Below are 24,458 nucleotides of genomic sequence, written 5' to 3'. Positions count from 1 at the left end.
TAATTCATTGAATTTAATCTCTTTTTATCTTGTCAAAAACCGTCACACCCAGTCTTGATAACGACCTCGTCACCTCAATTAAACAACGATGGATTCAGGCCCAGTCAAGGTTGGGACGCCTACCGTGTGGCTATCGGACCATTTCCGATTTCACAGAACCGACAACAAGTTCGGAAGTGTTTACATCAGAGGAATAACGCATATGAAGAAGTCTGCACTGACTATTGCCATCTCCAGCCTGCTGCTGGCGAGCGGCGCCCATGCTGCTACCGTTTACAACCAGAACGATACCAAGCTGGAAATCGGCGGCCGTGCACAAGGTGCTTACTACGGTACTGACGACAACGGTTCCGAAGGTGACCAGAGCTACTTCCGTCTGCACGTTGCTGGCGAGACCAAGATTGCTCCCGAGATGAAGGCGTTCGGCTTTGCCGAGTACAACCTGCCGACTTCCGGTTCTGACAACGACGAGCTGCGTTATGCCTATGCCGGCATCAAGCACGACCGTTTCGGCGCATTCAGCTATGGTCGTCAGGATGGTCTGTTCACCAAGGCCGTCAACAACTATACCGACGTCCTGCCTGAGTGGGGCGGTGACGGCCTGGGCAAAGATACCGAAGTATTCGGCACCGGCCGTACCAACGGTCTGGCCCAGTACATCTACACCTATCAGGGTCTGACTCTGGGTGCCCAGTTCACCGGTAACAACGATCCGCAAAACGCCGGTCGCAGTGCAATCACTGAATCTTTCAACGGCAACACCTACAACGGCGAAAGCTGGAATAGCAAAGGTTCTGCTGAAGGCTTCGCAGTATCTGCCAACTACGATTTCGATATGGGCCTGAGCCTGGGTGCTGCCTATAACCAAGCTGGTAAGACCGACGAGCAAGCTCGCTATGCCGCCTTCGGTGGCGACAAGGATGCCAAGCTGATGGGCTTCGGCGCCAAATATGCAACTGGCGACCTCTACTTGGCTGCAACCTACTCCCACGGTGAAGACCACCTGTTCGTCAACAACGGCTACGCCGAGAAGATGGATGGCTACGAAGCCGTTGCCCAGTACACCATCGGCAAGTTCAAGCCTTCTCTGGCCTACCTGCGCACTGACGTGAAAGACTCCGCTCGCGGTATCGATGATACCTACACCGAGTACGTATCTATCGGTGCCTGGTACAACTTCACCGAGAACTTCAACGCCTACGTTGATTACAAGCTGAACCTGCTGGACTCCGTAGATGGCAAGTCCACCAACTCTCTGGGCAAGAACACCGACGACGTAGTCGCGGTTGCCCTGCAGTACAACTTCTAAGTAATTGGAAGTCAGTTATACCCTGTGATACCAATGTCTACTGTTTGAATTACTTCCGGCCGCTCTGCGGCCGGTTTTTTTATTGCGCCTTTTCAGCACCTTGCATATAACTATCGAGCGGATTGATGGCAATATCCGCGTCGTTGACAGGGAGTGACAAGGAGATATTCACGGATGAGACAAGCGCGCGGGAACATAGACTGGCAACGCGGATGGCTGCTGTTGCCACTGCTGTTGATATCGCTCATCTGGAGCAGCACGGCAGATGCCAGCTGGGATCAGAGCCTCTATCGTCAACTGGGTCTGGCCGGCAAGCTGGATAAACAGACCTTTCGTCAGGCACTCAACAGTTATCAAACTGTACGCCACAAACGCAAACCCATTCTCACCATCATCGATTACAGCAAGCCATCCACCCAGCGCAGGCTGTTTGTCATCGATATGAAACGCCACAAGCTGCTCTATCACACCTGGGTCAGTCATGGCCGCAACTCAGGTGAACTGGCAGCAAAACACTTTTCCAACCAGCTCAACTCCCGCCAAAGTTCCCTTGGCGTCTATCGCACTGCAGAAACCTATCTGGGCAAGCATGGCTACTCCCTGCGGCTGGACGGGCTCAGCCCTGGCAAGAACAGCAATGCCCGCAAGCGTGCCATCGTGGTACATGGCGCCGCCTATGCCAGCCCGACCCATCTGCGCAAATATGACAAGCTGGGCCGCAGCTGGGGTTGCCCCGCCCTGCCCAAAGAGCAGGCCAGGGCCATCATAGATACCATCAAGGGGGGGAGTGTCATCTACGCTCACGGCTAGCGGGTACAACACCAGAAAACGCAAGGCCAGCAATCGCTGGCCTTGTTTGTTACGCTTTTCACACTAAACGTGGCGCGTTATTGGCGCACCACCAGTACCGGACAGGGTGCATGACGCACCACAGACTCGGCGACACTGCCTACCAGCAGATGGCTGATACCGGAGCGACCGTGGCTGCCCATCACGATCAGCTCAACCTCATCCTCCTTGGCCTGAATGACAATTTCATCGGCGGCGCGGCCAAAGCGAATATCAAAGGTGGCCGGGATCGGCAGGGTGGCAACCAGCTCTTTGAGCTGGGTTCTGGCCTGACGCTCCATCTCGTGGGTTATCTCGATGGCCGTCATATGAAGGATCTTGTAACTGTCAAAACCGTGTAGTTGATCAACCACGTGGATCAGCTTGAGCTGGGCCTGATGGCTCTGTGCCATGAAAACGGCATAGTCGAGTACCGCGCGAGACATTTGGGAAAAATCGACTGGACAGAGCAGAGTCTTGATCGATGGCATAATGCAGTCTCCTCTACTGATTGGGGTGCTATTGAATCTTTACTCGATCATAACGATCCGACCGCAAATAACCCTCGACCCTGTCGCAAAATGGAGATGCGAGATGTTTTCTCCGCCCGCCGCGATCAATGCATGGTATAAATCAGGTGATAAATGCTCTCCTCACCCCTGCGAGGATAATGCTGACCATGCTGCGCATCGGTTGTTTGCTGCTTTGCTCTCTGTGTGTGATCGCCCACGCTCGCACAGCCGATATTCACGTCTATTGCGATGGCTGGCCCGGTTTCTGCCAACCGGATGGCCGCGGTATCTATCTCGATCTGGTGCGAACCATCTACCAACCCCACGGCTACCAGATCGTGCCCCATATCGTGCCCTACAAACGCGCCGTCGCCATGGTAGCCAGGCAAGAGGGGGATATGGCGATGAGTGTCTATCGGGACGAGATCAAGGGGGTCAAACAGCCCCGTCAGCCAGCCTCCGCCGATGATGTGACTGTCTTCATGCTCAAGCAGTGGCAGCCACAATGGCGGGGAGAGCGCAGCCTGGAGGGAGAGACCGTACTCTGGCGGCGAGGATGGGTGCTGGATAAATATCTTCCGGTTACCATGCGGTGGCACGAGATCGACAGTCATGAGATGGCCCTGCAGCTGATTGGCAAGGGGCGCTATCGCTATTACCTGACCGCTGGCGTGCTCCATTCCGCCGATGAGACCCCGGCCAATATGTACCGCACCATTTTGCGCTGGCTCCCGACTTACCCCATTTTTGCCGATACCGAGCAGGGCGACCGGCTACTGCAGTTGTGGGATCAAGAGATGGTGAATCTGATCCGTCGCGGCACGCTGGCCGAGATATATCGCCATTATCACCTCTATGACTACTACCGCGACTTTCTCGAGGAGCAGGCGGTCAAGGCCGGCGAAAACTGATCCCACCATAGGGGAAAGAGAAGGATGCCGCAGCCCCGTCAACAGTGACCACCGCCAGCAACCTGCCCATAAGCAACACCGTTTCCATTACGGTTTGAGTCACCGTTGCCACGCCACAACTCAGGGTTGCCGGAACCCCTTCGCCAATCGGTCATAGAGGATCACATTGACCGAGGCAGCCAGATTCATGCAGCCTTGAGTCGGCACATAAACCACATCTTTCACCGCGCCATAGAGGGCAGGATCGAGCGTGCCATCCTCCGGCCCGAAGATATAAAAAGCCCGTTCCGGATGGACATAGTCGGGGAGCGGTGTAGCGCCGTCGATCAGATCAACCACCACGGGCACGCATCCCTGCGGGATAAACGCCATCAGATCATCCACCCCGAGCAGCGGGATCTTCTCCACCATCTGCTTGGTATCAGTGGCAAAGCGGCGCGCCAGCTCGAAGCGGTTGCCGGTGTAGTAGACCTCGTCCACCCGGTAGCAGCCCGCAGCCCGCATCACTGAGCCGACATTTTCCGGAGACTTGGGATTGACCAGCCCCACGCAGCAGAATGCACTCTTTTCCATCATCTCTCCTCATCTTGCGGCGGCCATTATAAGCCGTTGCAGGGCCACCGACCCGTTAAAAGTCCCCTCCCCGGCTAAACCGCTTGCCAACCCAGCTTTGAATGTCGATTTTTTGTGCGCAAGCCGACAAATTTTGTACAAGCTAATAGCCAGCAAACGTTTCCCAGCAATAATGGACAAACGTTTGTAAATGGATGTTTGTCTATGACTGAGCGTGAACAAGAGATCCTCGCCCTGCTGCGTCAGGATCCCATGATTGCCCAGCAGGAGCTGGCCGATCGCCTCGGCATCAGCCGCTCCGCGCTGGCCAGCCACATCTCCAGCCTGATCCGGCAGGGATATGTGCAAGGCAGAGGTTATGTACTGCGAGAGGGCCCCTACGTAGTGGTGATCGGCGGTGCCAATATGGATATTTGCGGCACCAGCCATGACAACCTGCTGCTCGGCGACTCCAACCCGGGCAAGGTGCGCACCTCGGCAGGCGGTGTCGGCCGCAATATCGCTGAGAATCTGGCGCGGCTCGGCAGCGACACCCGGCTGCTGACAGCGGTCGGCAACGACCAGTATGGCCACCATCTATTGGAAGTGAGCCAGCGGGCCGGCGTCGATGTGCGCCAGACTCTGGTGCTCGATGGTCACGCCACCTCCTGCTATCTCAGCCTGCATGATGGCAGCGGCGAAATGAGCTGCGCTATCAATGACATGGCCATCATAGAGCAGCTCACCCCTGCCCGCCTGACCCCCCTCGCAGGCTTTCTCGGCGGTGCCCGGCTTTGGGTGCTCGATACCAATCTGGCCATCCACACCCTCGACTGGCTGTTCGAGCGACAGGGGGAGCATGCCATCTTTGTCGATACCGTTTCGGTGGCCAAGGTGGAGAAGATCCGCCCTTGGCTCGGCAAGATCCACACCCTCAAACCCAATCGAAGCGAAGCCGAGCAGCTGTGCGGTATGACCATCGCCGGGCCCGAAACCTGGTCCATGGTAGCCGCCTGGTTCCACCGCGCCGGGGTCAAGCGACTGTTCCTCAGTCTGGGTGAACTGGGGATCTTCTACAGCGATGGCGAGCAGCAGGGTCACCTGCCGGTACTGGGTAGTCCGGTACTCAACGTCACCGGCGGCGGGGATGCCTTTATGGCTGGCCTTGCCCACGCTTGGCTGCAACAGCTCGACATTGCCCAAACCACCCGCTTTGCCCTGGGCTGCGCCGCACTCACCGTCAATTGTTCCGATACCGTTTTTTCCGGTCTGAGCAAGACCGCCGTTGACCGCATACTGGAGGAGTACTCATGCTGAACGCTTACCTCGATATCCAACCGGAAGTGGCTGCCGCGCTGGCTGCCGGCAAACCGGTCGTCGCCCTCGAATCCACCATCATTTCCCACGGCATGCCCTATCCACAGAACGTGGAGACGGCCCGTCAGGTGGAGCAGGTGGTGCGCGATAACGGCGCCATTCCGGCCACCATCGCCATCCTCGATGGGCGCCTCAAGGTGGGTCTCGATGCGAGTGCGCTGGAAGCGCTCGGCCGGGCAGGCCACGACGTGACCAAGTGCAGCCGCCGCGACATTCCGTTCGTGCTGGCGCGCAAGGGGATGGGGGCCACCACGGTCGCCTCCACCATGATCATCGCCGCCATGGCGGGGATCCGGGTCTTTGCCACCGGTGGTATCGGCGGGGTACATCGCGGCGCGCAGGAGACCTTCGATATCTCGGCCGACCTGCAGGAGCTGGCCCAAACGCCGGTGGCCGTAGTCTGTGCCGGTGCCAAGTCGATCCTCGATATCGGGCTGACCTTGGAGTATCTGGAGACCCAGGGCGTGCCGGTGATCGGCTATCAAACCGAGGAGCTGCCCGCCTTCTACACCCGCGAGAGCGGCTTCAAGGTCGACTACCGACTGGAGAGTCCAGCAGCCATCGCCGAGGCGCTTCGCCTCAAGTGGGAGCTGGGACTGGCGGGCGGCGCCGTGGTGGCCAACCCCATCCCGACCGCACACGCCATGCCGAAAGCCGATATCGACGCAGCCATTGCCCGGGCGCTCCATGAAGCGGACGAGCAGGGGATCAAGGGCAAGGCATCTACCCCCTTCCTGCTGGCACGCGTCTGCGAGCTGACTGGCGGCAACTCGCTCGCCGCCAACATTCAGCTGGTACTGAACAACGCGGCCCTCGGTGCCTGCATCGCCGCTGCGCTGTAATCAAGCGCAAATGAAAGGAGGGCCTGTTGGCCCTCCTGCTATCACATGTTTTTGATCTCGTTGCCAATGCCCTTGACTGTATCACGCGCACCGTGGCCTATCTCCTTGGTCACATCTCGGGTCGTATGACCGATCTCCCGGGTGACATCGCGGGAGGTATGACCAATCGTTCGGCCAACCCCCTTCATCTCTGCACACCCCGCCAGCAACACACCTGCAATCAACAGAACGGTTTTCATCTGTACAGTGCTCACGTTTGTCACTTCTCCTGGCGTTATCACAATGGCTTGGCAACCAGCAGGGTATGGCCCGGCCCCGGAATGTCGTGATCATCCTCGACATGGAACTCGGCCTCGCGCAGGCACTGGTACAACTCCTTGGAGTGGTAGAAGCGGCTGTTGCCATTAGCCAGAGCGGTAAAGTAGAGGGAGGTAGCATTGAGGCTGAAACTCGCCGCCTCGAACGGCTGTCGATCCCAAAAGAGCTCCAGGATACACAACCTCGCCCCCTCCTTCATGTTGCTCCGTATCCGCCGCAGCATGGCGACAATCTCGTCGTGGCTGAAGCAGTCGAGAAACTGGCTCATCCACCAAATGTCCGCCTCACCGGGCAGCGCTTGCTCCGACAGCAGATTGACAGGATAACCGTGCACCCGCTCGGCCAGCCCGGCAGCCCGGATCTGCTCGCTGGCCATGGCGATCTGCTCGGGCAGATCGAGGATGGTCACCTTCAACTCGGGACTACGCTGGGCGCACGAGATAGCCCACTTGCCGGTATTGCCCCCTAGATCGTAGAGGTGGCTCGGCTCATATCCGAGTACCAGATCCTGCGCCTGCTTGAACGCCCAATCCGAATAGAAGTGATCAAAACGGAACCAGCTGCTTCGTGCCGGCTCCGGCAGATCCTTAAGGTGAGCATAGAGATTTGACCAGTCGCCAAACTCCTTGAGCCCGGCAGGCGTACCGCTTTCGATGGCCTGCTGCAGGTGGGCAAGGGGCTTGTAACAGACGTGCTGGACAAAATCCATGTTGACCCGGGTCATGGGATCGCTCAACAGATAGTGACCCACCTTGTCCAGCAGGTAGCACTCCCCGTTGAGGTGGCAGATGCCGCCACCCAGCCCCATGTCGAGCAGCACGCTCACCGCATACTCGGTCAAGCCGGTCGCCTCGGCGATCTGCGCAGCGGTCGCCCCCTGCCGCTCTTTGGCAAGAAACGCCAGAATGCCAAACTCGCGCAAACTCCAGGCAGCCTGAAACAGCATGGGAGCAAAGGCGATACGCTGGGCCTGGCTGATGGCATCCAGTGCGTTATAACGATCCGACTGATAGTGATTCAAAATAAACCGACCTTACTTGTTACTGCTGGCGCGTTTCAGCTCGAGTTGAATTTCCTGGTTCAGACCGTTAATCCAGCGGTTATAAGTACGGTGGATTTTTCCTTTACCTTTGTCATTTAAATTGACACTGCTCACATAATTAATGGAATAGTTAGTGGTGTTATAAGGAATGCTGATATTAGCCTGATGCTGACGAACCTGAATATGACCCGTAATTAACCCTGGACGCTCTTCACGCATGATCCAGGTCTTGCTCACACCGGCATTAATAATGGCGCGAGAAATTTCCTGTTCGCTGAGGTTGGCTGGAACCAGACTATTGGTCATATTCATGACCGGCTGGGAAGTTGAGCAACCGGCAACCAACAGCAGTGTTAATGCGCTGATAATAATTTTGAGCATTTTCATTTTTGAAACCCTTTGTAATTGGAACCTGTCAAAGCCGACACAATGAGACAATAAAATGTGTGTCCTTTCAATAAATAAAGGTGAAATAGAATTCTTTCTCCAAAGTTGTTGCTTGCATCACTGCTTGCCTCTGTTCTTGATGTGAAATGGTGGTAATATGCACGTCCTATTTAATACTCTTAACCGAAGCTGAACCAGCTTATGACAAGCCTGGTTGAGTGTCCCTGTTAACATCATTCCGTCAAGGTCGTTTCGTGTACAAAAATCCCTCTTTTTCCATCGCTGAAAGCTGCGCACTGGCGCCGGGTCTATCGACCACGGAGCAGTGGCGAAGCTGGGCGAAAAAGGAGATTTGGCCAACACAACCCCCTTTGGCAACGCCTCATATCCCCATGATGGTGGCACGACGGATGAGTCTGGGTGGACGCCTCGCCGTAGAAGTGGCGCTCGATATAATGTCGCGCCATGCCGTTGAGGGTGCCGTATTTGCCAGCCGCCACGGGGAGCTGGATCGCTCCATTGGCCTGCTGACGGCGCTGGCACGGGCTCACAGCCTCTCTCCCACCGATTTCTCCCAGTCAGTACACAACACCGCCGCAGGGCTTACCTCCATTCAAGGTAAGCAGCCCATCCCCATGAGTTCGCTGGCAGCCGGTCGCGGTACGTTTGCCGCAGCCTTGCAGGAGGCCATCGGCATGCTCGCCGACGGTATGGAGCGGGTACTGGTGGTGGCATTTGAGGGTGTGCTACCGACATTTAGCCAACCCTGGCTTGACGATGAACCGCCGCCCCATGCGGTGGCACTGTTGCTGGCCCAGGGTGATGAGTGGCAGGGAGAAGCAGTGGCGACGGACGCTGGCGCAACTGGCAAGGGCGGCGCGCTCGCTTGCTGGCGCGCCTTGCTGACCGACACACCGCAATTTCGGATCTCCGACGGTCGCAGGGAGTGGCTATGGCAGCGCAATTGAACCGGCTATGGCGCCTGATTGGTACCATGCTGGGATTTACCCTGTTCGGAATTGGCTGCCTGCTACTGACGCTGATCTGGTTTCCACTGCTCTGGTTATTAGTGCGCGGGGAAACGCGTCGCCACCTTGCCCAAAGCACCATTAGAATAAGTTTTCGTTTTTTCCTCAATGCGCTCAAGCAATTAAGGGTGCTGGATTATCGCTTTCACAATATGCCCCAGCAATTGAGCGGCGTATTGGTATTGGCCAACCACCCCAGCCTGCTCGATTATGTATTGCTAGCGGCTTACATGCCGGAGTGCGACTGCATTGTCAAAGAGGCGCTCTGGCATAACCCGTTTGTCGCCGGCATCGTGCGGGCAGCCGGTTATATTCCCAATGCCGCGGCCGAAACACTATTACCGATATGTTGTGAACGCCTGCAGCAAGGAGCGGTACTGCTGGTCTTTCCGGAAGGCACCCGCACGACCCCCGGCGAGCCGCTGCAACTGCAACGCGGCGCAGCCCATCTGGCCGTCCGTTGTCAGGCCAGGCTGCAACCGGTTCGCATTCACTGCTCGGCCCCGTTTCTGACCAAACAGCACAAATGGTTCCATGTGCCCGCGCACAAGCCACTCTTTACGGTAGAGTTTCTACCACAGTGTCAGGCTCGGGATCTGATGCCGCACGAAGAGGCCCCTTCGCTGGCCGCGCGGCATCTCACTCACTATTTCAAACGGGTATTGAGCCCGGCCCAATCCGCCTCTGTATGGACTCAAGATGCAACAAACACTAACTGAAGAAATCAAACAGCTGATCATCGACAGCCTCAACCTAGAAGGCATGACGACTGCCGATATCGACACCGACGCCCCGCTCTTCAATGACGGTCTCGGCCTCGACTCCATCGATGCGCTGGAGCTGGGACTGGCGATCAAGGGACGCTACGGCATCGTGCTCTCGGCTGATGACGAAAATACCCGTCGTCACTTTGCCTCTGTTGCAGCCCTGGCTGCCCTCGTCAACCAGCAGCGGGGATAATCGCCATGACCAGAGATGAGATCTTCAACGAAATTCGCCGCGCCCTGGTCGAGCTGTTCGAAATCGACCCCGAAGACGTCACCATGGATGCCCAGCTCTATCAGCAACTTGAGCTCGACAGCATCGACGCCATCGATCTGGTGGTGCACCTGCAAAAACTGACCGGCAAGAAGATCAAGCCGGAAGAGTTCAAGTCGGTACGCACCGTCGCCGACGTGGTCGACGCCGTCGAACGCCTGCTCGCCGAGTAATGCGTCGCATCAACCTGCTGGCGGGTGCCTTGCTGCTGCTCTATCCCCTGCTGGTCTATCTTGGCCTGTCGCACGGGGAGGGGAGCCTGCTGGCCCTGCTGCTGTTGCCTCTGTTTGCCATTCGCCTGTTTGCCGGCGCAGCCCTGCCGGGCGCGTGGCGCTGGGCGACCCGCTGGCTCGGGGCCGTCGGCCTGTTACTGATCGGCCTCAACCTCTGGTTTCGCGAGCACGACTGGCTGCTGTATTACCCCATTGCCGTCAACGCCACCCTGCTGGGGGTGTTTGGCTGGAGTCTTGGTCAACCGATGACCCTGATCGAACAGCTGGCCCGCCTCACCACCCAGGATCTGCCGGAGCGGGGAGTCCGCTACACCCGCAAGGTGACCCAGGTCTGGTGCCTTTTTTTTATCGGCAACGGCCTGTGCGCTGGCTGGACCGTCTGGCACGGCGATCTGGCGCTCTGGAGCCTCTACAACGGTCTTGTCAGCTATCTGTTGATTGGGGGGCTGATGGGTGGTGAATGGCTGGTGCGCCAGCGCGTGATGAAACGGGATAGTGCATGACCCTGTTCGATGAACTGCTGCAGGCAGATGGCAACCGCGTCGTCACCTTCGATGGCCAACGAGCGTGGACGCTGGCGCAGCTTCGTCAGAACGCCGGGTTGCTCGCCCGCCAGCTCGCCGCCTTACCAGCGCAGCGCTGGGCTATTTGTACCGGCGACAGCTACCACTTTTGTCAGGCGCTGCTCGCCTGTGCCATGGCCAGACGTGCCGTGGTGCTGCCCGGCCACCAGCGCCTCGCCGGCTTGCAGGAACTGCTGGATCAAGATGCCTTCGATGGGCTGCTGTGCGATGAACCGCTGGCGCTCCCCTGCCCCGTGCTGCACATCGATGCCGTTACAGCCTGCGAGCCATTGCCAGCCACAGAGGCGATAGCGACGCTGGCCCCCGAGATCACCCTCTACACCTCGGGTTCTACCGGCCAGCCCAAGGGGATCACCAAACCCTGGCCGCTGCTCGAGGCAGAGGTACGTACCCAGATCGCCCTGTGGCATCCGCACCTTGAGAGAGCGCGACTCTTCTCCAGCGTCAGCCATCAGCACATCTACGGCCTGCTCTTTCGCATCCTGCTGCCACTGGCGCTCGGCATACCGTTTGCCCGCAGCCAGACCGACTATCCGGAGCAACTGGCCAGCCAGAAAGAGCCATGGGTACTGGTCAGCTCGCCCGCCTTCCTGTCGCGGCTAGACCCAGCCCTTGCTGGCAGCGGCTGCCGACTGATCTTCTCCTCCGGCGGCCCGCTCGCCTATGAAGATGCGCGCCAGTGCGCGGAGTTGCTCGGCCCCTTGCCGGTGGAGATCTACGGCAGTAGCGAGACCGGCGGCATCGGCTGGCGCCAGAGCTCTGCGCCCGATATCCCCTGGACCCCTTTTGCCGGTGTCACTGTAAGCAGTGACGAAGAGCAGACCCTGCTGCTGCGCTCACCCTTTATGGATGAGCATGAGCCCTGGGTCGGCAGCGATCGCATCGCTCTGTGTGATAATGGCGACAAAGGCGCGGCAGGCCGCTTTCACCTGCTTGGCAGGCGCGATCGCATCGTCAAGCTCGAGGAAAAACGCATCTCTCTGGATGATGTCGAGCTGCGCATCAAGGCGCTGGAGGGGGTACTCGATGCCGCCGTCTTGCCCCTTGAGCAGGGCGGACGTCAGGTGCTTGGCGTCGCACTGGTGCTCAGCCAGCAGGGAATGCAGAGCTTCACCTGCATTGGCCACGGCGCCTTCTTGCAACAGCTGCGTCGGCAGCTGCGCCCCTGGCTCGAGCCGGTGGCGCTGCCGCGCAGCATCAGACTTTTTCCGGCGCTGCCCCTGACCGGCGCGGGCAAACGCGACGGTGTGGCGCTGCGTCAGGCGTTTGATCAGACGCCACTGCAACAACCCGGAGTACCCACCTGATGGATAGTTCACTGCTGCCCGCCCTGCTGGCACGTCAGGTCACCTCCGATAGCGTGCAACTACTGCTGCACCTGAGTGCCGATCTGCCCTGGTTTGCGGGCCATTTTCCCGGGGCGCCACTGCTGCCAGGGGTCACCCAGCTGCAACTGGCCATTCACTTCGCCCGCGCAGAAAACCTGCTCGCCGGCGAGTTTCAAGGGATGGACCAGCTCAAGTTCCAACGCCCGCTGCGCCCGGATGATCACTGCTGGCTGATCTTGCGCGCTCATGGCGACGGCCAGCTGCGCTTTGAATATCGTCTCGGCCGCGCAGAGGATGTCGATACACTACCGCTCGCCAGCAGCGGACGGGTCAAGCTATCGTGACGCCCTGCATCATCATCCCCTGCTACAACCACGCAGCCCCTCTCGCGGCGGTGCTGCGTGAACTCGCGCCGCTGGAACTTCCTTGCCTGCTAGTCGATGATGGCAGCGAGCCGGTGGCTGCCGCCCTGCTCGATCAGCTGGCAGCCGAACATGCCGGTTGGGTCACGTTGCTTCGCCATCCTCACAACCGGGGCAAGGGGGGCGCAGTCAAAACGGCGCTGCTGGCTGCCAGAACGCGCGGCTTCAGCCACGCCCTGCAGGTCGATTCGGATGGCCAGCACGATCTCTCCCGCCTGCCTGAGCTACTGGCCGAATCAGAGCGCTTCCCGCAGGCCCTCATCTCCGGCGCCCCCGAATACGATGAATCTGTGCCAAAGGGGCGCCTCTACGGCCGCTACCTGACTCACGTCTGGGTCTGGATTGAGACGCTCTCCTTCGAGATCAAGGACAGCATGTGCGGCCTTCGCGTCTATCCGGTCGAGGCGAGCTGCGCGCTGCTTGAGCAGTGCACTCTCGGCGAGAGGATGGATTTCGACATCGAGATCATGGTGCGCCTGCACTGGCGCGGTGTGGCGGTGCGCTTTGTTCCGGTCAAGGTGCACTACCCCGAGAACGGCCTCTCCCATTTCAACCCGCTGCACGACAACCTGCGCATCTCCTGGATGCACACTCGCCTGGTGCTGACCCTGCTGCGCGATGGTGCTGCCAACCTGTTGCGCGCCCCCGGCCAGCTGTTGAAGCGCGGACGGGAACACTGGTCACGCACCCCGGAGCGCGGCACCCTGCTCGGCATTCGCACCATGCTCTGGAGCTACCAGCTGCTCGGCCGTCCCGGCTTCAAGGCCCTGCTGCTGCCGGTCATCAGCTACTTCTGGCTGACCGGTCGCAGCCAGCGCGAGGCCTCCCGTGACTATCTGACCCGCCTCACCGCCCGCGCCGCCGAGCTCAACCAGCTGCTGCCCGAACCGGTGGGGAGCCTGCGCCACTTCCTGCGCTTTGGCGAGGCGGCGCTAGACAAACTGGCCGCTTGGCGCGGCGACATCGGCCTCGACGACATCGAGCTGGTGAACCCGCACCATTACGAAGCGGCTCGCGGCAAGGGAGCCCTCATCATCGGCTCCCATCTGGGCAATCTGGAGCTGTGCCGCGCCCTTGGCAGCAAGGCGCAGGGGGTGCGCATCACGGCGCTGGTCTTTACCCGCCACGCCGCCCGCTTCAACGCCCTGCAGCAGGAGGTGAATCCCGACTCCGGCCTCAATCTGGTGCAGGTGCAGGAGCTGGGGGCCGATACCGCCATCATGCTCAAATCGCGCATCGAGGCGGGGGAGTGGGTGGTGATCGTCGGCGATCGCACCTCTGTCACCAAAGAGAAACGGGTAGTCTGGGCCGATTTTCTCGGGGCGAAGGCCCCCTTCCCCCTCGGCCCGTTTGCACTGTCGGCCATCCTCGGCTGCCCCACCTACCTGATGTTCGGGCTGCGGGAGCTGGGGCGCTTTCGGGTGCACTTCGAGCCGTTCGCCGACGGCTCGCCCCTACCGCGGGCCGGGCGCCAGCAGCAGCTCGAGGCCCGGGTACAACACTACGCCAACCGGCTGGAACACCACTGCTTGCGAGCACCGCTGGAGTGGTTCAACTTTTTCGACTTTTGGCATCTGACCGATGAGCAGGACTGAACAAGGCATGCACGAGATCCATTTCGGGGCCAGCCCCCTCACCATCGAAGAGGTCGTCGCGCTGGCCGAACGTCGCGCCACGCCACGCCTCAACCCGGCCCCCGAGTTCCGGGCCCGCATCCAGCGCGGTGCCGACTATCTTGACCGGCTGCTCGCCGAGGAAGGGGTGATCTACGGGGTCACCACGGGCTATGGCGACTCGGTCACCCGCGCGGTGCCGCTCGATCTGGTCGATACCCTGCCTCTGCACCTGACCCGCTTTCACGGCTGTGGCATGGGCGAAAACCTCAGTCTGGCTGCCACCCGCGCCGTGCTGGCTACCCGCCTAAACTCGCTGGCACAGGGGGTCTCCGGCGTAAGCCTGCCCCTGCTCGAGCGGCTCACCTGGCTGCTGGAGCAAGACCTATTGCCGCGCATTCCCGAAGAGGGCTCAGTCGGTGCCAGCGGCGATCTCACCCCGCTCTCCTACGTGGCGGCAGCACTCATCGGCGAGCGAGAACTCTATCGCAACGGGGAGCTGACCAGCACGGCCGAGCTCTATCGCGAGCTCGGCATCACACCGCTCCAGCTGCGCCCGAAAGAGGGACTGGCGCTGATGAACGGCACCTCGGTGATGACGGCGCTCGCCTGCCTCGCTTATGCCCGCTGCGACTACCTGATGCGGCTCTGCACCCGTATCACGGCGCTGGTGAGCGTGGCGATGGAAGGCAACGCCTTCCACTTTGACGAGCGCCTGTTTGCCGCTAAACCCCACCCGGGCCAGCAGCAGATCGCTGCCTGGCTGCGCGCCGATCTGCAGAGCGGCGAGCTGCCGCACCACAGCAACCGGCTGCAGGATCGCTACTCCCTGCGCTGCGCGCCTCACGTCATCGGCGTGGTGGCCGACAGCCTGCCCTGGTGGCGCACGCTTATCGAAAACGAGCTCAACAGCGCCAACGACAACCCCCTCATCGACGGTGACGGGGAGCATGTGATGCACGGCGGCCACTTCTACGGCGGCCATATCGCCATGGCGATGGACAGCATGAAGGTGGCGGTGGCCAATCTGGCCGATCTGCTCGACCGTCAGCTGGCCCAACTGGTCGACAGCAAGTTCAATCAGGGGCTGCCGAGCAACCTCTCCGGTGCAAGCACCGAGCGTCGCTTTATCAACCACGGCTTCAAGGCGGTGCAGATTGGCGCCTCGGCCTGGACGGCGGAGGCGCTCAAGCACACCATGCCCGCCAGCGTCTTTTCGCGCTCGACCGAGTGCCACAATCAGGACAAGGTGAGCATGGGCACCATCGCCGCTCGCGATGCGCTGCGGGTGCTGACCCTGACCGAACAGGTGGCCAGCGCCAGCCTGCTGGCGGCGGTGCAGGGGGTCGATCTGCGCCTCGCTCTGCAGGGCCATGACCTGACCACCCTCAGTCCGGCGCTCGCAACCACTGTCGAGGCGGTACGCCGCGATCACCCCTTCCTCTGCGAAGACCGCCCGCTGGAGGCCGAGCTGCGCGCCATGATGGCCCGCCTGCAGGCACGCCACTACCCGATTTATGACGAGGTGTCCCATGTCTGAGCCCTGGCAGCTGAGTGCCGAGGTCGATGTCACCGTCCCCTTCCACGACGTGGACATGATGGCCGTCGCCTGGCACGGCCACTACCTGCGCTACATCGAGCTGGCCCGCTGCGCCCTGCTCGATCGCATCGACTACAACTACCCGCAGATGGAGGCCTCCGGTTATCTGTGGCCGGTCATCGATGTGCGGATGAAGTACATAGCCCCGCTGCGCTTTGGCCAGACGGTGCGGGTGCGCGCCACCCTGGTCGAGTACCAGCACCGCCTCAAGATCGATTACCTACTCTATGACCCGCAGAGCGGCAAACGCACCAGCAAGGGTTACACGGTGCAGGTGGCGGTCAGCAAGCAGAGCGGCGAGATGTGCCTCGCCTCACCGCAGGTGCTGCTAGACAAGCTGGGGGTGAGCGAATGATGGCCCGTCTCACCCTTCTGCTGCTGGCTCTGCTCGCCTGGCCCGCGCTGGCAATCACCCTGGCCGACGTGCAACAACAGCTCACGGCAGCGGATGCCCGCAGCGCCAGCTTCGAGCAGGAGCGCCAGATAAGCGGCCTCACTCAGGCGCTGCGCGCCAGCGGCGAGCTGCTGCTGATGAAGGGCAAGGGGCTCTGGTGGCAGCAGCAGAAACCCTTTCCCCTGACGCTGACCCTCACGCCGACGCGCATGGTGCAGCAGTTGCCCGGCCAACCGGCCCAGACCCTCGACAGCCCGCAACTGCTTGAGTTCAGCAACCTGATGCTGGCCCTGTTCGACCCGAGCGAAGCGGCGCTGGATAACTACTTTCGCCACCGACTCAGCAGCGAGGGGGAGGAGTGGACCCTGACCCTGGAGCCCATCCGCTCGCCCCTCGACAAGGTCTTCGCCAGTCTGGTGCTCAAGGGGCGTCACGAGCTCGCCTCGCTCGCCATCCATGACAAACAGGGCGATGTCACCCTGATCCGCTTTGTTGACTGGCAGCTTAAAACCCTGCCCCTGAGTACCGAGGAGCAATCCCGTTTTGATGCTCACTGAGAGACAGTGGCGCCTGCTGGGGCGATTGTGGCTGCTGCTCTGCGTGGTGGTCTGCCTTGCCCTGGCGCTGGCCCTGCCCCGCGCCCGCTTCAATACCAGCGTGATGGAGCTGCTGCCCAAAGAGGAGCACCAGCAGTGGCATCCGGAAATCCGGGCCGGACTGCTCGCCAACCTCGACCGGCAGCTGGTGTGGCTGGTGAGCCTGCCCGCCGGCGAAAATGGCGAAGCTGCCGCGACCGCGTGGAGCAAGCAGCTGACCGGCATCGACTCACTGGATCATCTTAAAACGGCCCAGCCGGCTCTCGCCGGTGCCTGGCAGAGCTACATGGGGCAGATGGCGTGGCAACACCTCACGCCGAGCGCGCGGGCACGGCTGGCCAGTGGCCCACAGGGGTGGAGCCAGTGGGTGCTGGGGCAGATCTACTCCCCCTTCGGCGGCGTTTCACGCGCCGAGTGGCAGGCCGATCCCCTGCTGCTGACCCGCGCTGCGGTGCTGGAGCAGAAGAGTCCGATGCAGCTGGACGAAAAAGGCTGGCTCAGCAGCACCGGGCCGGATGGCCGTCGCTGGTATATGGTGCGGGCCGAACTCAACCTCTCCGCTTTCGACATGGCGCGCAACCGCCAGCTCCTCACCGAGCTGGCAACCGCCGAGCAGCAGTTGCGTCAGCACTATCCGGGCGTAGAACTGCTGCGCCGCGGCACCCTCTTCTACAGCCAGCACGCCAGTTCGCTCGCAGAGCAGGATATCTCGACCATCGGGCTGGGCTCGCTGATCGGGGTCATCGTACTCATCTGGTTGGCATTTCGCTCGGTGCGCGCCCTGCTGCTCTCCCTGCTACCGCTGACGATGGGGATGCTGTGGGGGCTCGGCGCCGTACTGCTGGTGTTTGGCGAGATCCACGTCTTCACCCTGGTGATCAGCTCAAGCCTCATAGGCATCTCCATCGACTACGCCATCCACTTCCTGAGCGAGCGGCGCCTGCATGGCCACGAAACACCGGCGCAGACCCGCGCCCACCTGCTGCCGGGGCTGAGTCTGGCGCTGATCACCACCCTGATTGGCTATGCCCTGCTCTGGCTCGCCCCCTTCCCGGGGCTGCAACAGCTCGCCATTTGCGCGCTGGCCGGCTTGCTGGCCGCCTTCCTGACCGTACTGCTGCTCTTCCCCTACTGGTTGGGCGACCTGCCGCAGGGGGCCTTGCCCATCCGCCACTGGCAGGTGCGCTGGATTGAGGCGTGGCAGCGCCCGGGCGGCCTGCGCCGCTGGCTGCCGCTACTGGTGCTGGTGATCAGCGCCATCGGCATCAGCCGCCTCGCGGTCGATGACGATATCCAGAAGCTGCAACCCCTGCCCCACGAGCTGCAGGCGCAGGAGCGCCAGATCCAGCAACTGACCGGCCAGCAGGGCGGCATGACCGGTTATCTGGTGGTGGGCAGCAATGGCGAGCAGGCCCTCACCCGTCTCGAGACACTGGCTGACCAGCTTGAGCTGGCCCGCCAGCACAAGGTGCTCGACCAGTTTGTTGCCATCAGCCAGTGGATCCCCTCAAGGGCCCGCCAGCAGGCGGATCATCAGGCCATCATGGCGCTGCAACCGGGCGTCATTTCCGCCCTCAAGGCAGCCGGTGTGCCGGTGGAGGCCAGCGCTCGGCCCCTGGACCTGCTGACCCCCGAGGCGTGGCTAACCAGCCCGGTCAGCGAAGGGAGCCGCCTGCTCTGGTACGCCCTGCCCGATGGCCGGGTCGGCATCTGGGTGCCGCTGGCCGGCATTCACGATGCCACCGCACTGGCCCGTCTGGCCGACGAGCATGACGGGGTGATCTGGCAGGATCAGCGCAGCCAGTGGAGCCAGCTCTTTGCCGATTACCGCCTCAAGCTCGCCGAGCTGCTACTGGTCGCAGTGGTGCTGGTGATGGGGCTGCTCTGGCATCGCATCGGCTGGCGCCTGACCCTCCGCATCCTGCTGGTCAACGGGTTGGCCATCGCCATGGGGCTGGCGCTGCTTGGCTTCAGTGGCCAGCCGCTCACCCTCTTTGGCGTGCTGGCGCTGAGCCTTATCTTCGGCATCGGCATCGATTACGGACTCTTCTTCGCCCACTGCGGCAGCGAGCCTGCCCGCCAGCAATCGACCCTGCTCGCCATCCTGCTGGCTCACCTCACCACCCTGCTGGCCTTCGGCCTGCTGGCGCTCAGCAATACTCCGGCCATCGCCGGTTTCGGAATTGTGCTGAGCGGCGGGATCTTCACCGCGTTTCTGTTATCCCCCATGGTGCTGGCCTCACGGCCGGCTGCGGAGTCATGATGAGATACTGGTACTTGCTGCTGGTGCTGCTGACCGGTTGCAGCAGCCAGCAGGGGATAGAGGCGTTTATCGCCCCGGGCGTTCCCCTCTCGCTGCCAGCGCCCCAGCGCGCCGAACCGCTAAACCGTCAGCAGCTGCTGACCGCCAGCGTCAAGGGCAAGCAGTATCAGCTGCTCACCGCACTGGAGGCCGGCCAGCAGGGCATCACCCTGGTCGGGCTGATGCCGACAGGTGCGCGCCTGTTCAAGGTGCAATACGACCGAAACGGCATTCACAGTGAGCGGCTGCTCCCCCTGCCCGGCAACGCCCTGCCCCCGCCGGCTCAGGTACTGGCCGACGTGATGCTCTGCTACTGGCCGCTGGCCGAGTGGCAATCCCGTCTGCCGGCGGGCTGGCAGCTGGTCGATGAGGGGGATGTTCGCCGCCTCACCGACCCTGAAGGCGTGCAGGTCACCGAGATCCGCTATCAGCACTGGCAAGGCCAGCGCGAGCCGGTCAGCCTGACCCAGCACCGCTTTGGCTACCGCCTGCAACTGGAGAATCTGGCGCAATGACCCTCTACATTCACGCCTACAGCCTCATCAACGCCCTCGGCCGTGGCAAGGATGAGGTGAGTGCCGCCCTCGAGGCGTGGCGCACCCGTGGCGCCAGCCCGCTCGATGGCGAACACTGGACGCTGGTCGATGGTCGCACCTCGCCGGTTGGTCGGGTGCACCATCCGCTGCCAGCGGTGACGATCGCCCCCTACGACTCGCGCAACAACCGGTTGCTGCTGGCGGCACTGGCCGATATCGAAGACGAAGTGAACGCCGCTATCGCCCGCGTCGGATCGCAGCGGGTGGCGCTGGTGCTCGGCACCAGCACCTCCGGCATCGGCGAGGCCGAGGTCGCCGTTGCGGCGAGCGAACGTGGCGAGACGCTGCCACCGCAGTTTGACTACGTGCAGCAGGAGCTCGGCTCACCCTCGCTGTTTCTCGCCGCTCACCTTGGCCTTGAGGGGCCGGCGATGACCATTTCGACCGCCTGTTCGTCGAGCGCGCGCGCCTTCATTACCGCCCGCCGCCTGCTGGCCAGCGGTCAGGCCGATGTCGCGCTGGTCGGTGGTGCCGACTCTCTGTGCGGCCTCACCCTCAACGGCTTTGACAGTCTGGAGTCCTTGAGCGAACAGCGCTGCCAGCCGTTTGCCGCCGGGCGCGACGGCATCAACATCGGCGAAGGGGCGGCCCTGTTTCTGGTGAGCCTGGAGCCCGCTCCGCTTGCCCTGCTGGGGGATGGTGAGTCATCGGATGCCTGGCATATCTCGGCGCCACACCCGCAAGGGGAAGGGGCCGAGCGGGCGATGCGGATGGCGCTGACCCGCGCCGGCCTTGAGGCTGAACGGATCGGTTACGTCAATGCCCACGGCACCGCCACCCGCCTCAACGACGAGATGGAGAGCCGCGCGCTGGCGCGCCTCTTCCCGAACAAGGTACCGGTCAGCTCGACCAAGGTACTGACCGGCCACACCCTCGGGGCTGCCGGTGCGACCGAAGCGGCGCTCTGCTGCCTGCTGATCGAACGTAGCCTGCCGCTGCCACCGCAGGGTGAAACGGCCGATCCGGCACTGGCCCCCATCGCCCTTGTGCAGGAGCAGGGGCCGGTCGATATCATCATGTCCAACTCGTTTGCCTTTGGTGGCAACAACGTCAGCCTGATTTTTGGCAAAGAGGCATCATGACTTTTCCTCCCATAGAACAACTGCTTCCCCATCGCGCGCCAATGCTGCTGCTCGAACGCGTCACAGCGCACGACGAGCAGAGTGTCTGCTGCGAAACTGTGGTGGGAGCACGGCAAGCGCTGCTGCTCGATGACAACGGCGATCTGCCCGGCTGGTGCGGTATCGAACTGATGGCGCAAACCATCGCCGCCTGGGCAGGTATGCAGGCACACAGCCACCATGAGCCGGTGCGGATCGGCATGCTGCTCGGCACCCGCAAATACCAGAGCGAGCTGCCCGTCTTTGCCTCCGGCAGCCGGCTGCGCATCGAGGCCCACTGCCTGCTGCAGGATGGCGGGATGGCCAGCTTTGAATGCAGCATCTGGCTTGGGGATCGCGAGTGCGCCAGAGCCCGCCTGAGCACCTATCAGCCCACCGAGGCACAACTGACAGATTTACTGGAGCAGAAACAATGAATTCGACCGTACTGGTTAGCGGCGCCAGCAAGGGAATTGGCCGCGCCATCGCCCTCAAGCTGGCGGCCGACGGTTTCACCGTAGTCGTCCACTACCACAGCGACCAGCAGGGAGCGCAGGCGACCCTCGACGAGATCACCGCCCAGGGCGGCAGCGGGCGCCTCATCCAGTTCGATATCGGCGATCGCGAGCTGTGCCGAGCACGCCTTGAAGCCGACATCGAGCAACATGGCGCTTACTACGGCGTGGTCTGCAATGCCGGCATCGTGCGTGATGGTGCCTTCCCGGCGCTCACCGACAACGAGTGGGATGATGTCATCCACACCAACCTCGACGGTTTCTACAACCTGCTCAAGCCCTGCATCATGCCAATGATCGGACTGCGCCGCGGCGGACGTATCGTCACCCTCTCCTCGGTCTCCGGTATCATGGGCAACCGCGGTCAGGTCAACTACAGCGCCTCCAAGGCCGGCCTTATCGGCGCCACCAAAGCGCTGGCACTGGAACTCGCCAAACGGCGGATCACGGTTAACTGCGTGGCCCCCGGCCTTATCGACACCGGCATGGTCAGCCCGGAAGTAGAGGGCGAAGCGCTCAAGATGATCCCCCTCAAACGCATGGGACAGGCAGAGGAGGTAGCCGGTCTGGTCTCCTATCTGATGTCCGACATCGCCGGCTATGTCACCCGGCAAGTTATTTCCATCAACGGAGGCCTGATATGAATCGACGGGTCGTAGTCACCGGCATGGCCGGTGTGACCGCCTTTGGCAACGACTGGGCCAGCGTAAAACCGCGCCTGCAGGCAGGACGCAACGCAGTGGTCACCATGCACGAGTGGGGGGTCTATGACGGGCTCAACACCCGGCTGGCCGCACCGATCAGCGACTTTGCCCTGCCGGCCCACTATCCGCGCAAGAAGATCCGCGCCATGGGACGAGTCTCCGAGATGTCGACCGTGGCCTCCGAGCTCGCGCTGGAACGGGCGAAGTTGCTGAACGAACCTGTGCTGAGCGATGGCCGCACTGGTATCGCCTATGGATCCTCCACCGGCAGCACGGCGCCCATCAGCGCTTTTGGCGCCATGCTCAACGACAAGACCACCGCCAACATCACCGCCACCACCTATGTGCAGATGATGCCGCACACGACAGCGGTCAACACCGGCCTCTTCTTCGGCCTGCGCGGCCGGGTCATCCCGACATCCAGCGCCTGCACCTCGGGCAGCCAGGGGATCGGCTACGCCTACGAGGCGATCCGCCACGGCTACCAGACCGTGATGGTGGCAGGTGGCGCGGAGGAGCTCTGCCCCTCCGAGGCGGTGGTGTTCGATACCCTGTTTGCCACCAGTCAGCTCAACGACACCCCCGAGCTCACCCCGCGCCCGTTTGACCGGGATCGCGACGGACTGGTGATCGGTGAAGGGGCTGCCACTCTGGTGCTCGAAGAGCTGGAGCACGCTCTCGCCCGCGGCGCCCACATCATCGCCGAGCTGGTCGGCTTTGCCACCAACTGCGATGCGGCCCATGTCACCCAGCCCCAGAGCCAGACCATGCAGCTCTGCATGCAGATGGCACTGGATCAGGCCGGGCTGCGTCCCGAGCAGATTGGCTATATCAGTGCTCACGGCACCGCCACCGAGCGGGGCGATATCGCCGAGAGCCAGGCAACTGCCGCCATCTTCGGTAAGCAGACCCCCATCTCCTCGCTCAAGAGCTACTTCGGCCATACCCTCGGCGCCTGTGGCTCCATCGAAGCCTGGCTGTCGCTTGAGATGCTGCACGATGGCTGGTTTGCGCCGACCCTCAATCTGGCCAACCCGGCCCCTGCCTGCGAGCCCCTCGACCACATCATGGGTCAGGGACGACAGCTGGAGATCGAGTATCTGATGTCCAACAACTTCGCCTTTGGCGGCATCAACACCTCGCTGATCTTCCGCCGCTGGCACGGCTAAGCACTCGAGCAAGGTTAAATAGCGAAGTAAGTCCTCCCAGACTGGATGCGGCCTTGGTATGCTCTTGCCCTGGATAGAAGCTCCATGGAGGAATCGCCGCCAGCCTCTGAGCGCACATCGATACCTCGCCATGTAAAAGAGGGCCTCGCGGCCCTCTTTGTTGTTTTTGCTATCTGCAGCGCTATTGCAACGCTATGTTATTGCAGCACCACGCGCCCATTGAGGGGCTGCACCGGCCGGTTGTTGGGGTGGTGCATCACCGCCTTGAAAGCGTCGATCTGGGCCTGACTGACCTCAACCGGCTGCTTCATCACCAGCCAGCGCACTCCTTCCGAGCAGGGAGGCGTAGTAAGGGAACCGCTGAAGCGATAGTAGTCACGATTCTCGGGCAGCAGTTGCTCAGCAGAGAGCGGCGCCTTGAGGGCCTGGCTCTCCCCCACCTTGGCAGGTAATGCACTCCAAGCTGCCGCCAGCGCCGGATTGGCCTTGCCAGCCTCGAACATCACCGCCACCACGGCGATCTCTCCCTTGTCACTGACATGCACAAGATGCCCTTCCAGCGGATAGGATTTGCCCTCGATGAGGTTCTCACTCGGGGCGTGGAAGTGGAACTGCTTGAGTTCAAACCTGGTGCCATCGAGTTGCAAGGTGCTGCCCGGGGCATAACCGACCTGCACGGTGTGACCGTTGTTGACCACTGTGTTGCCACCCGCCTGATAGTGGAGTACCAGCGGGGCCAGTTTGGCCTCGACCAATCCGCTCAGGTCAACCGGCGACTGATTGCTGCCCGCACACTGGCCAAACTCAGGGGTCAGCTTGGCCCAGTGGGCAGGCCCCACCTCACCGCTATATTCCCAATGGGGGGTGGCAGCAAACACGACAGGGCACAGCAACAGTGAGCAGGCCAACAGAGACTTTCTCATCATACATCCTTATCTTGATTGAAAAGCACGACCATCCCCTCCCCCGGATAGCGGGGCATGCAGAGATGGTATATCTGATACGCGGGATACAGAACATCAGAGCGACTTTCTAATGGTAACGAGCACGGGTTGGTCAATCGGTTTGACCGAGGCTCAATACAGAGTCGTTTGGCAAGTATATGGTGAGGGATCGGCAGAGACAGTAAAAGAGGGGGAAATTAATCAGCCAGCTATC

General features: G+C 61.5%; 28 protein-coding genes. 22 read left to right on the top strand and 6 right to left on the bottom strand.

Annotated elements, in window-relative coordinates; all coding sequences use genetic code 11:
* Positions 1-202 precede the first annotated feature (202 nt).
* Both OKC43_RS06850 and OKC43_RS06845 read left to right on the top strand, forming a co-directional pair.
* The gene (locus tag OKC43_RS06850; RefSeq protein WP_043820833.1) at positions 203-1,309 is read left to right on the top strand and encodes a porin; all 1,107 of its coding nucleotides are present in this window, start codon (positions 203-205) and stop codon (positions 1,307-1,309) included.
* A gap of 174 nt (positions 1,310-1,483) precedes the next feature.
* A complete protein-coding gene (locus OKC43_RS06845; protein ID WP_005354246.1) occupies positions 1,484-2,119 on the top strand; it encodes a murein L,D-transpeptidase catalytic domain family protein in 636 nt (211 codons plus the stop codon).
* A gap of 77 nt (positions 2,120-2,196) precedes the next feature.
* Here the strand turns inward: OKC43_RS06845 and OKC43_RS06840 are convergent, their stop codons facing one another.
* Positions 2,197-2,628 carry a universal stress protein gene (locus OKC43_RS06840; RefSeq protein WP_005335309.1) on the bottom strand — a complete coding sequence of 144 codons (432 nt, stop codon included), beginning with the start codon at positions 2,626-2,628 and terminating at the stop codon, positions 2,197-2,199.
* A gap of 188 nt (positions 2,629-2,816) precedes the next feature.
* On the opposite strand from OKC43_RS06840, the gene OKC43_RS06835 reads away from it, so the two are divergent.
* Positions 2,817-3,560: a hypothetical protein gene (locus OKC43_RS06835; RefSeq protein WP_236271630.1), complete on the top strand. Its 744-nt coding sequence runs from the start codon at positions 2,817-2,819 to the stop codon at positions 3,558-3,560.
* Positions 3,561-3,680: 120 nt separating this feature from the next.
* Here OKC43_RS06835 and OKC43_RS06830 read toward each other — a convergent pair whose 3' ends face one another.
* Complete coding sequence (locus tag OKC43_RS06830; RefSeq protein ID WP_236271629.1) at positions 3,681-4,133, bottom strand: RNA methyltransferase; 453 nt, start codon at positions 4,131-4,133, stop codon at positions 3,681-3,683.
* 204 nt (positions 4,134-4,337) lie between these two features.
* Here OKC43_RS06830 and OKC43_RS06825 point away from each other — a divergent pair, with 204 nt between their 5' ends.
* Positions 4,338-5,429 (top strand): PfkB family carbohydrate kinase, encoded by a 1,092-nt coding sequence (locus OKC43_RS06825; RefSeq protein ID WP_236271527.1) that lies wholly within the window; start codon positions 4,338-4,340, stop codon positions 5,427-5,429.
* The gene (locus tag OKC43_RS06820) at positions 5,423-6,331 is read left to right on the top strand and encodes a pseudouridine-5'-phosphate glycosidase (RefSeq protein WP_236271526.1); all 909 of its coding nucleotides are present in this window, start codon (positions 5,423-5,425) and stop codon (positions 6,329-6,331) included. Before OKC43_RS06825 ends, OKC43_RS06820 begins: the two co-directional genes overlap by 7 nt.
* A gap of 41 nt (positions 6,332-6,372) precedes the next feature.
* Here the strand turns inward: OKC43_RS06820 and OKC43_RS06815 are convergent, their stop codons facing one another.
* Genes OKC43_RS06815 through OKC43_RS06805 form a run of 3 tightly spaced genes read right to left on the bottom strand, consistent with a single transcriptional unit; the run spans position 6,373 to position 8,078 of the window.
* Entirely contained in the window at positions 6,373-6,570 is a 198-nt protein-coding gene (locus OKC43_RS06815) for a hypothetical protein (RefSeq protein ID WP_236271525.1), read from the bottom strand.
* Positions 6,571-6,608: 38 nt separating this feature from the next.
* A complete protein-coding gene (locus tag OKC43_RS06810; protein ID WP_236271524.1) occupies positions 6,609-7,670 on the bottom strand; it encodes a methyltransferase in 1,062 nt (353 codons plus the stop codon).
* 12 nt (positions 7,671-7,682) lie between these two features.
* Positions 7,683-8,078 carry a hypothetical protein gene (locus tag OKC43_RS06805; RefSeq protein ID WP_139735860.1) on the bottom strand — a complete coding sequence of 132 codons (396 nt, stop codon included), beginning with the start codon at positions 8,076-8,078 and terminating at the stop codon, positions 7,683-7,685.
* Between the two features lie 218 nt (positions 8,079-8,296).
* Between OKC43_RS06805 and OKC43_RS06800 the strand changes: the two genes are divergently transcribed.
* Genes OKC43_RS06800 through OKC43_RS06720 form a run of 17 tightly spaced genes read left to right on the top strand, consistent with a single transcriptional unit; the run spans position 8,297 to position 23,300 of the window.
* Entirely contained in the window at positions 8,297-9,046 is a 750-nt protein-coding gene (locus OKC43_RS06800; RefSeq protein WP_322112494.1) for a beta-ketoacyl synthase chain length factor, read from the top strand.
* Positions 9,031-9,825, top strand: coding sequence for a lysophospholipid acyltransferase family protein (locus OKC43_RS06795; protein WP_236271522.1), 795 nt, complete (start codon positions 9,031-9,033; stop codon positions 9,823-9,825). Before OKC43_RS06800 ends, OKC43_RS06795 begins: the two co-directional genes overlap by 16 nt.
* Positions 9,806-10,066: a phosphopantetheine-binding protein gene (locus OKC43_RS06790; RefSeq protein ID WP_033114590.1), complete on the top strand. Its 261-nt coding sequence runs from the start codon at positions 9,806-9,808 to the stop codon at positions 10,064-10,066. The genes OKC43_RS06795 and OKC43_RS06790 overlap by 20 nt, the downstream gene beginning before the upstream one ends.
* A gap of 5 nt (positions 10,067-10,071) precedes the next feature.
* A complete protein-coding gene (locus OKC43_RS06785) occupies positions 10,072-10,317 on the top strand; it encodes an acyl carrier protein (RefSeq protein ID WP_042030840.1) in 246 nt (81 codons plus the stop codon).
* The gene (locus tag OKC43_RS06780) at positions 10,317-10,880 is read left to right on the top strand and encodes a hypothetical protein (RefSeq protein ID WP_236271521.1); all 564 of its coding nucleotides are present in this window, start codon (positions 10,317-10,319) and stop codon (positions 10,878-10,880) included. The genes OKC43_RS06785 and OKC43_RS06780 overlap by 1 nt, the downstream gene beginning before the upstream one ends.
* Complete coding sequence (locus OKC43_RS06775) at positions 10,877-12,268, top strand: AMP-binding protein (RefSeq protein WP_236271520.1); 1,392 nt, start codon at positions 10,877-10,879, stop codon at positions 12,266-12,268. Before OKC43_RS06780 ends, OKC43_RS06775 begins: the two co-directional genes overlap by 4 nt.
* The gene (locus OKC43_RS06770) at positions 12,268-12,633 is read left to right on the top strand and encodes an ApeI family dehydratase (protein ID WP_139411283.1); all 366 of its coding nucleotides are present in this window, start codon (positions 12,268-12,270) and stop codon (positions 12,631-12,633) included. The genes OKC43_RS06775 and OKC43_RS06770 overlap by 1 nt, the downstream gene beginning before the upstream one ends.
* Positions 12,630-14,306, top strand: a complete 1,677-nt coding sequence (locus OKC43_RS06765) for a glycosyltransferase family 2 protein (RefSeq protein WP_236271519.1) — start codon at positions 12,630-12,632, stop codon at positions 14,304-14,306. The genes OKC43_RS06770 and OKC43_RS06765 overlap by 4 nt, the downstream gene beginning before the upstream one ends.
* Before the next feature lie 7 nt (positions 14,307-14,313).
* Entirely contained in the window at positions 14,314-15,864 is a 1,551-nt protein-coding gene (locus OKC43_RS06760; protein ID WP_409010824.1) for an HAL/PAL/TAL family ammonia-lyase, read from the top strand.
* On the top strand, positions 15,857-16,279 hold the full coding sequence (locus OKC43_RS06755; RefSeq protein ID WP_376869627.1) for an acyl-CoA thioesterase: 423 nt from the start codon (positions 15,857-15,859) through the stop codon (positions 16,277-16,279). Before OKC43_RS06760 ends, OKC43_RS06755 begins: the two co-directional genes overlap by 8 nt.
* Positions 16,279-16,875 carry an outer membrane lipoprotein carrier protein LolA gene (locus OKC43_RS06750; protein ID WP_236271628.1) on the top strand — a complete coding sequence of 199 codons (597 nt, stop codon included), beginning with the start codon at positions 16,279-16,281 and terminating at the stop codon, positions 16,873-16,875. The genes OKC43_RS06755 and OKC43_RS06750 overlap by 1 nt, the downstream gene beginning before the upstream one ends.
* On the top strand, positions 16,862-19,177 hold the full coding sequence (locus OKC43_RS06745; RefSeq protein ID WP_409010823.1) for an MMPL family transporter: 2,316 nt from the start codon (positions 16,862-16,864) through the stop codon (positions 19,175-19,177). The genes OKC43_RS06750 and OKC43_RS06745 overlap by 14 nt, the downstream gene beginning before the upstream one ends.
* Positions 19,174-19,731: a DUF3261 domain-containing protein gene (locus OKC43_RS06740; RefSeq protein WP_270658883.1), complete on the top strand. Its 558-nt coding sequence runs from the start codon at positions 19,174-19,176 to the stop codon at positions 19,729-19,731. The genes OKC43_RS06745 and OKC43_RS06740 overlap by 4 nt, the downstream gene beginning before the upstream one ends.
* Complete coding sequence (locus tag OKC43_RS06735) at positions 19,728-20,894, top strand: beta-ketoacyl-[acyl-carrier-protein] synthase family protein (protein WP_236271515.1); 1,167 nt, start codon at positions 19,728-19,730, stop codon at positions 20,892-20,894. Before OKC43_RS06740 ends, OKC43_RS06735 begins: the two co-directional genes overlap by 4 nt.
* Positions 20,891-21,349, top strand: a complete 459-nt coding sequence (locus OKC43_RS06730; protein WP_215801844.1) for an ApeP family dehydratase — start codon at positions 20,891-20,893, stop codon at positions 21,347-21,349. The genes OKC43_RS06735 and OKC43_RS06730 overlap by 4 nt, the downstream gene beginning before the upstream one ends.
* Positions 21,346-22,071, top strand: a complete 726-nt coding sequence (locus tag OKC43_RS06725; protein WP_115522835.1) for a 3-ketoacyl-ACP reductase FabG2 — start codon at positions 21,346-21,348, stop codon at positions 22,069-22,071. The genes OKC43_RS06730 and OKC43_RS06725 overlap by 4 nt, the downstream gene beginning before the upstream one ends.
* Entirely contained in the window at positions 22,068-23,300 is a 1,233-nt protein-coding gene (locus tag OKC43_RS06720; protein ID WP_236271514.1) for a beta-ketoacyl-ACP synthase, read from the top strand. Before OKC43_RS06725 ends, OKC43_RS06720 begins: the two co-directional genes overlap by 4 nt.
* 197 nt (positions 23,301-23,497) lie before the next feature.
* Here OKC43_RS06720 and OKC43_RS06715 read toward each other — a convergent pair whose 3' ends face one another.
* The gene (locus OKC43_RS06715; protein WP_236271627.1) at positions 23,498-24,223 is read right to left on the bottom strand and encodes a carbonic anhydrase; all 726 of its coding nucleotides are present in this window, start codon (positions 24,221-24,223) and stop codon (positions 23,498-23,500) included.
* Between the last annotated feature and the right edge of the window lie 235 nt (positions 24,224-24,458).

The organism is Aeromonas sp. Y289-2, assembly GCF_027705925.1.
Classification (GTDB): domain Bacteria; phylum Pseudomonadota; class Gammaproteobacteria; order Enterobacterales; family Aeromonadaceae; genus Aeromonas; species Aeromonas veronii.
Note: the sequence above shows the minus strand (reverse complement) of the source record. Positions and strands in the feature narration are given on the sequence as shown.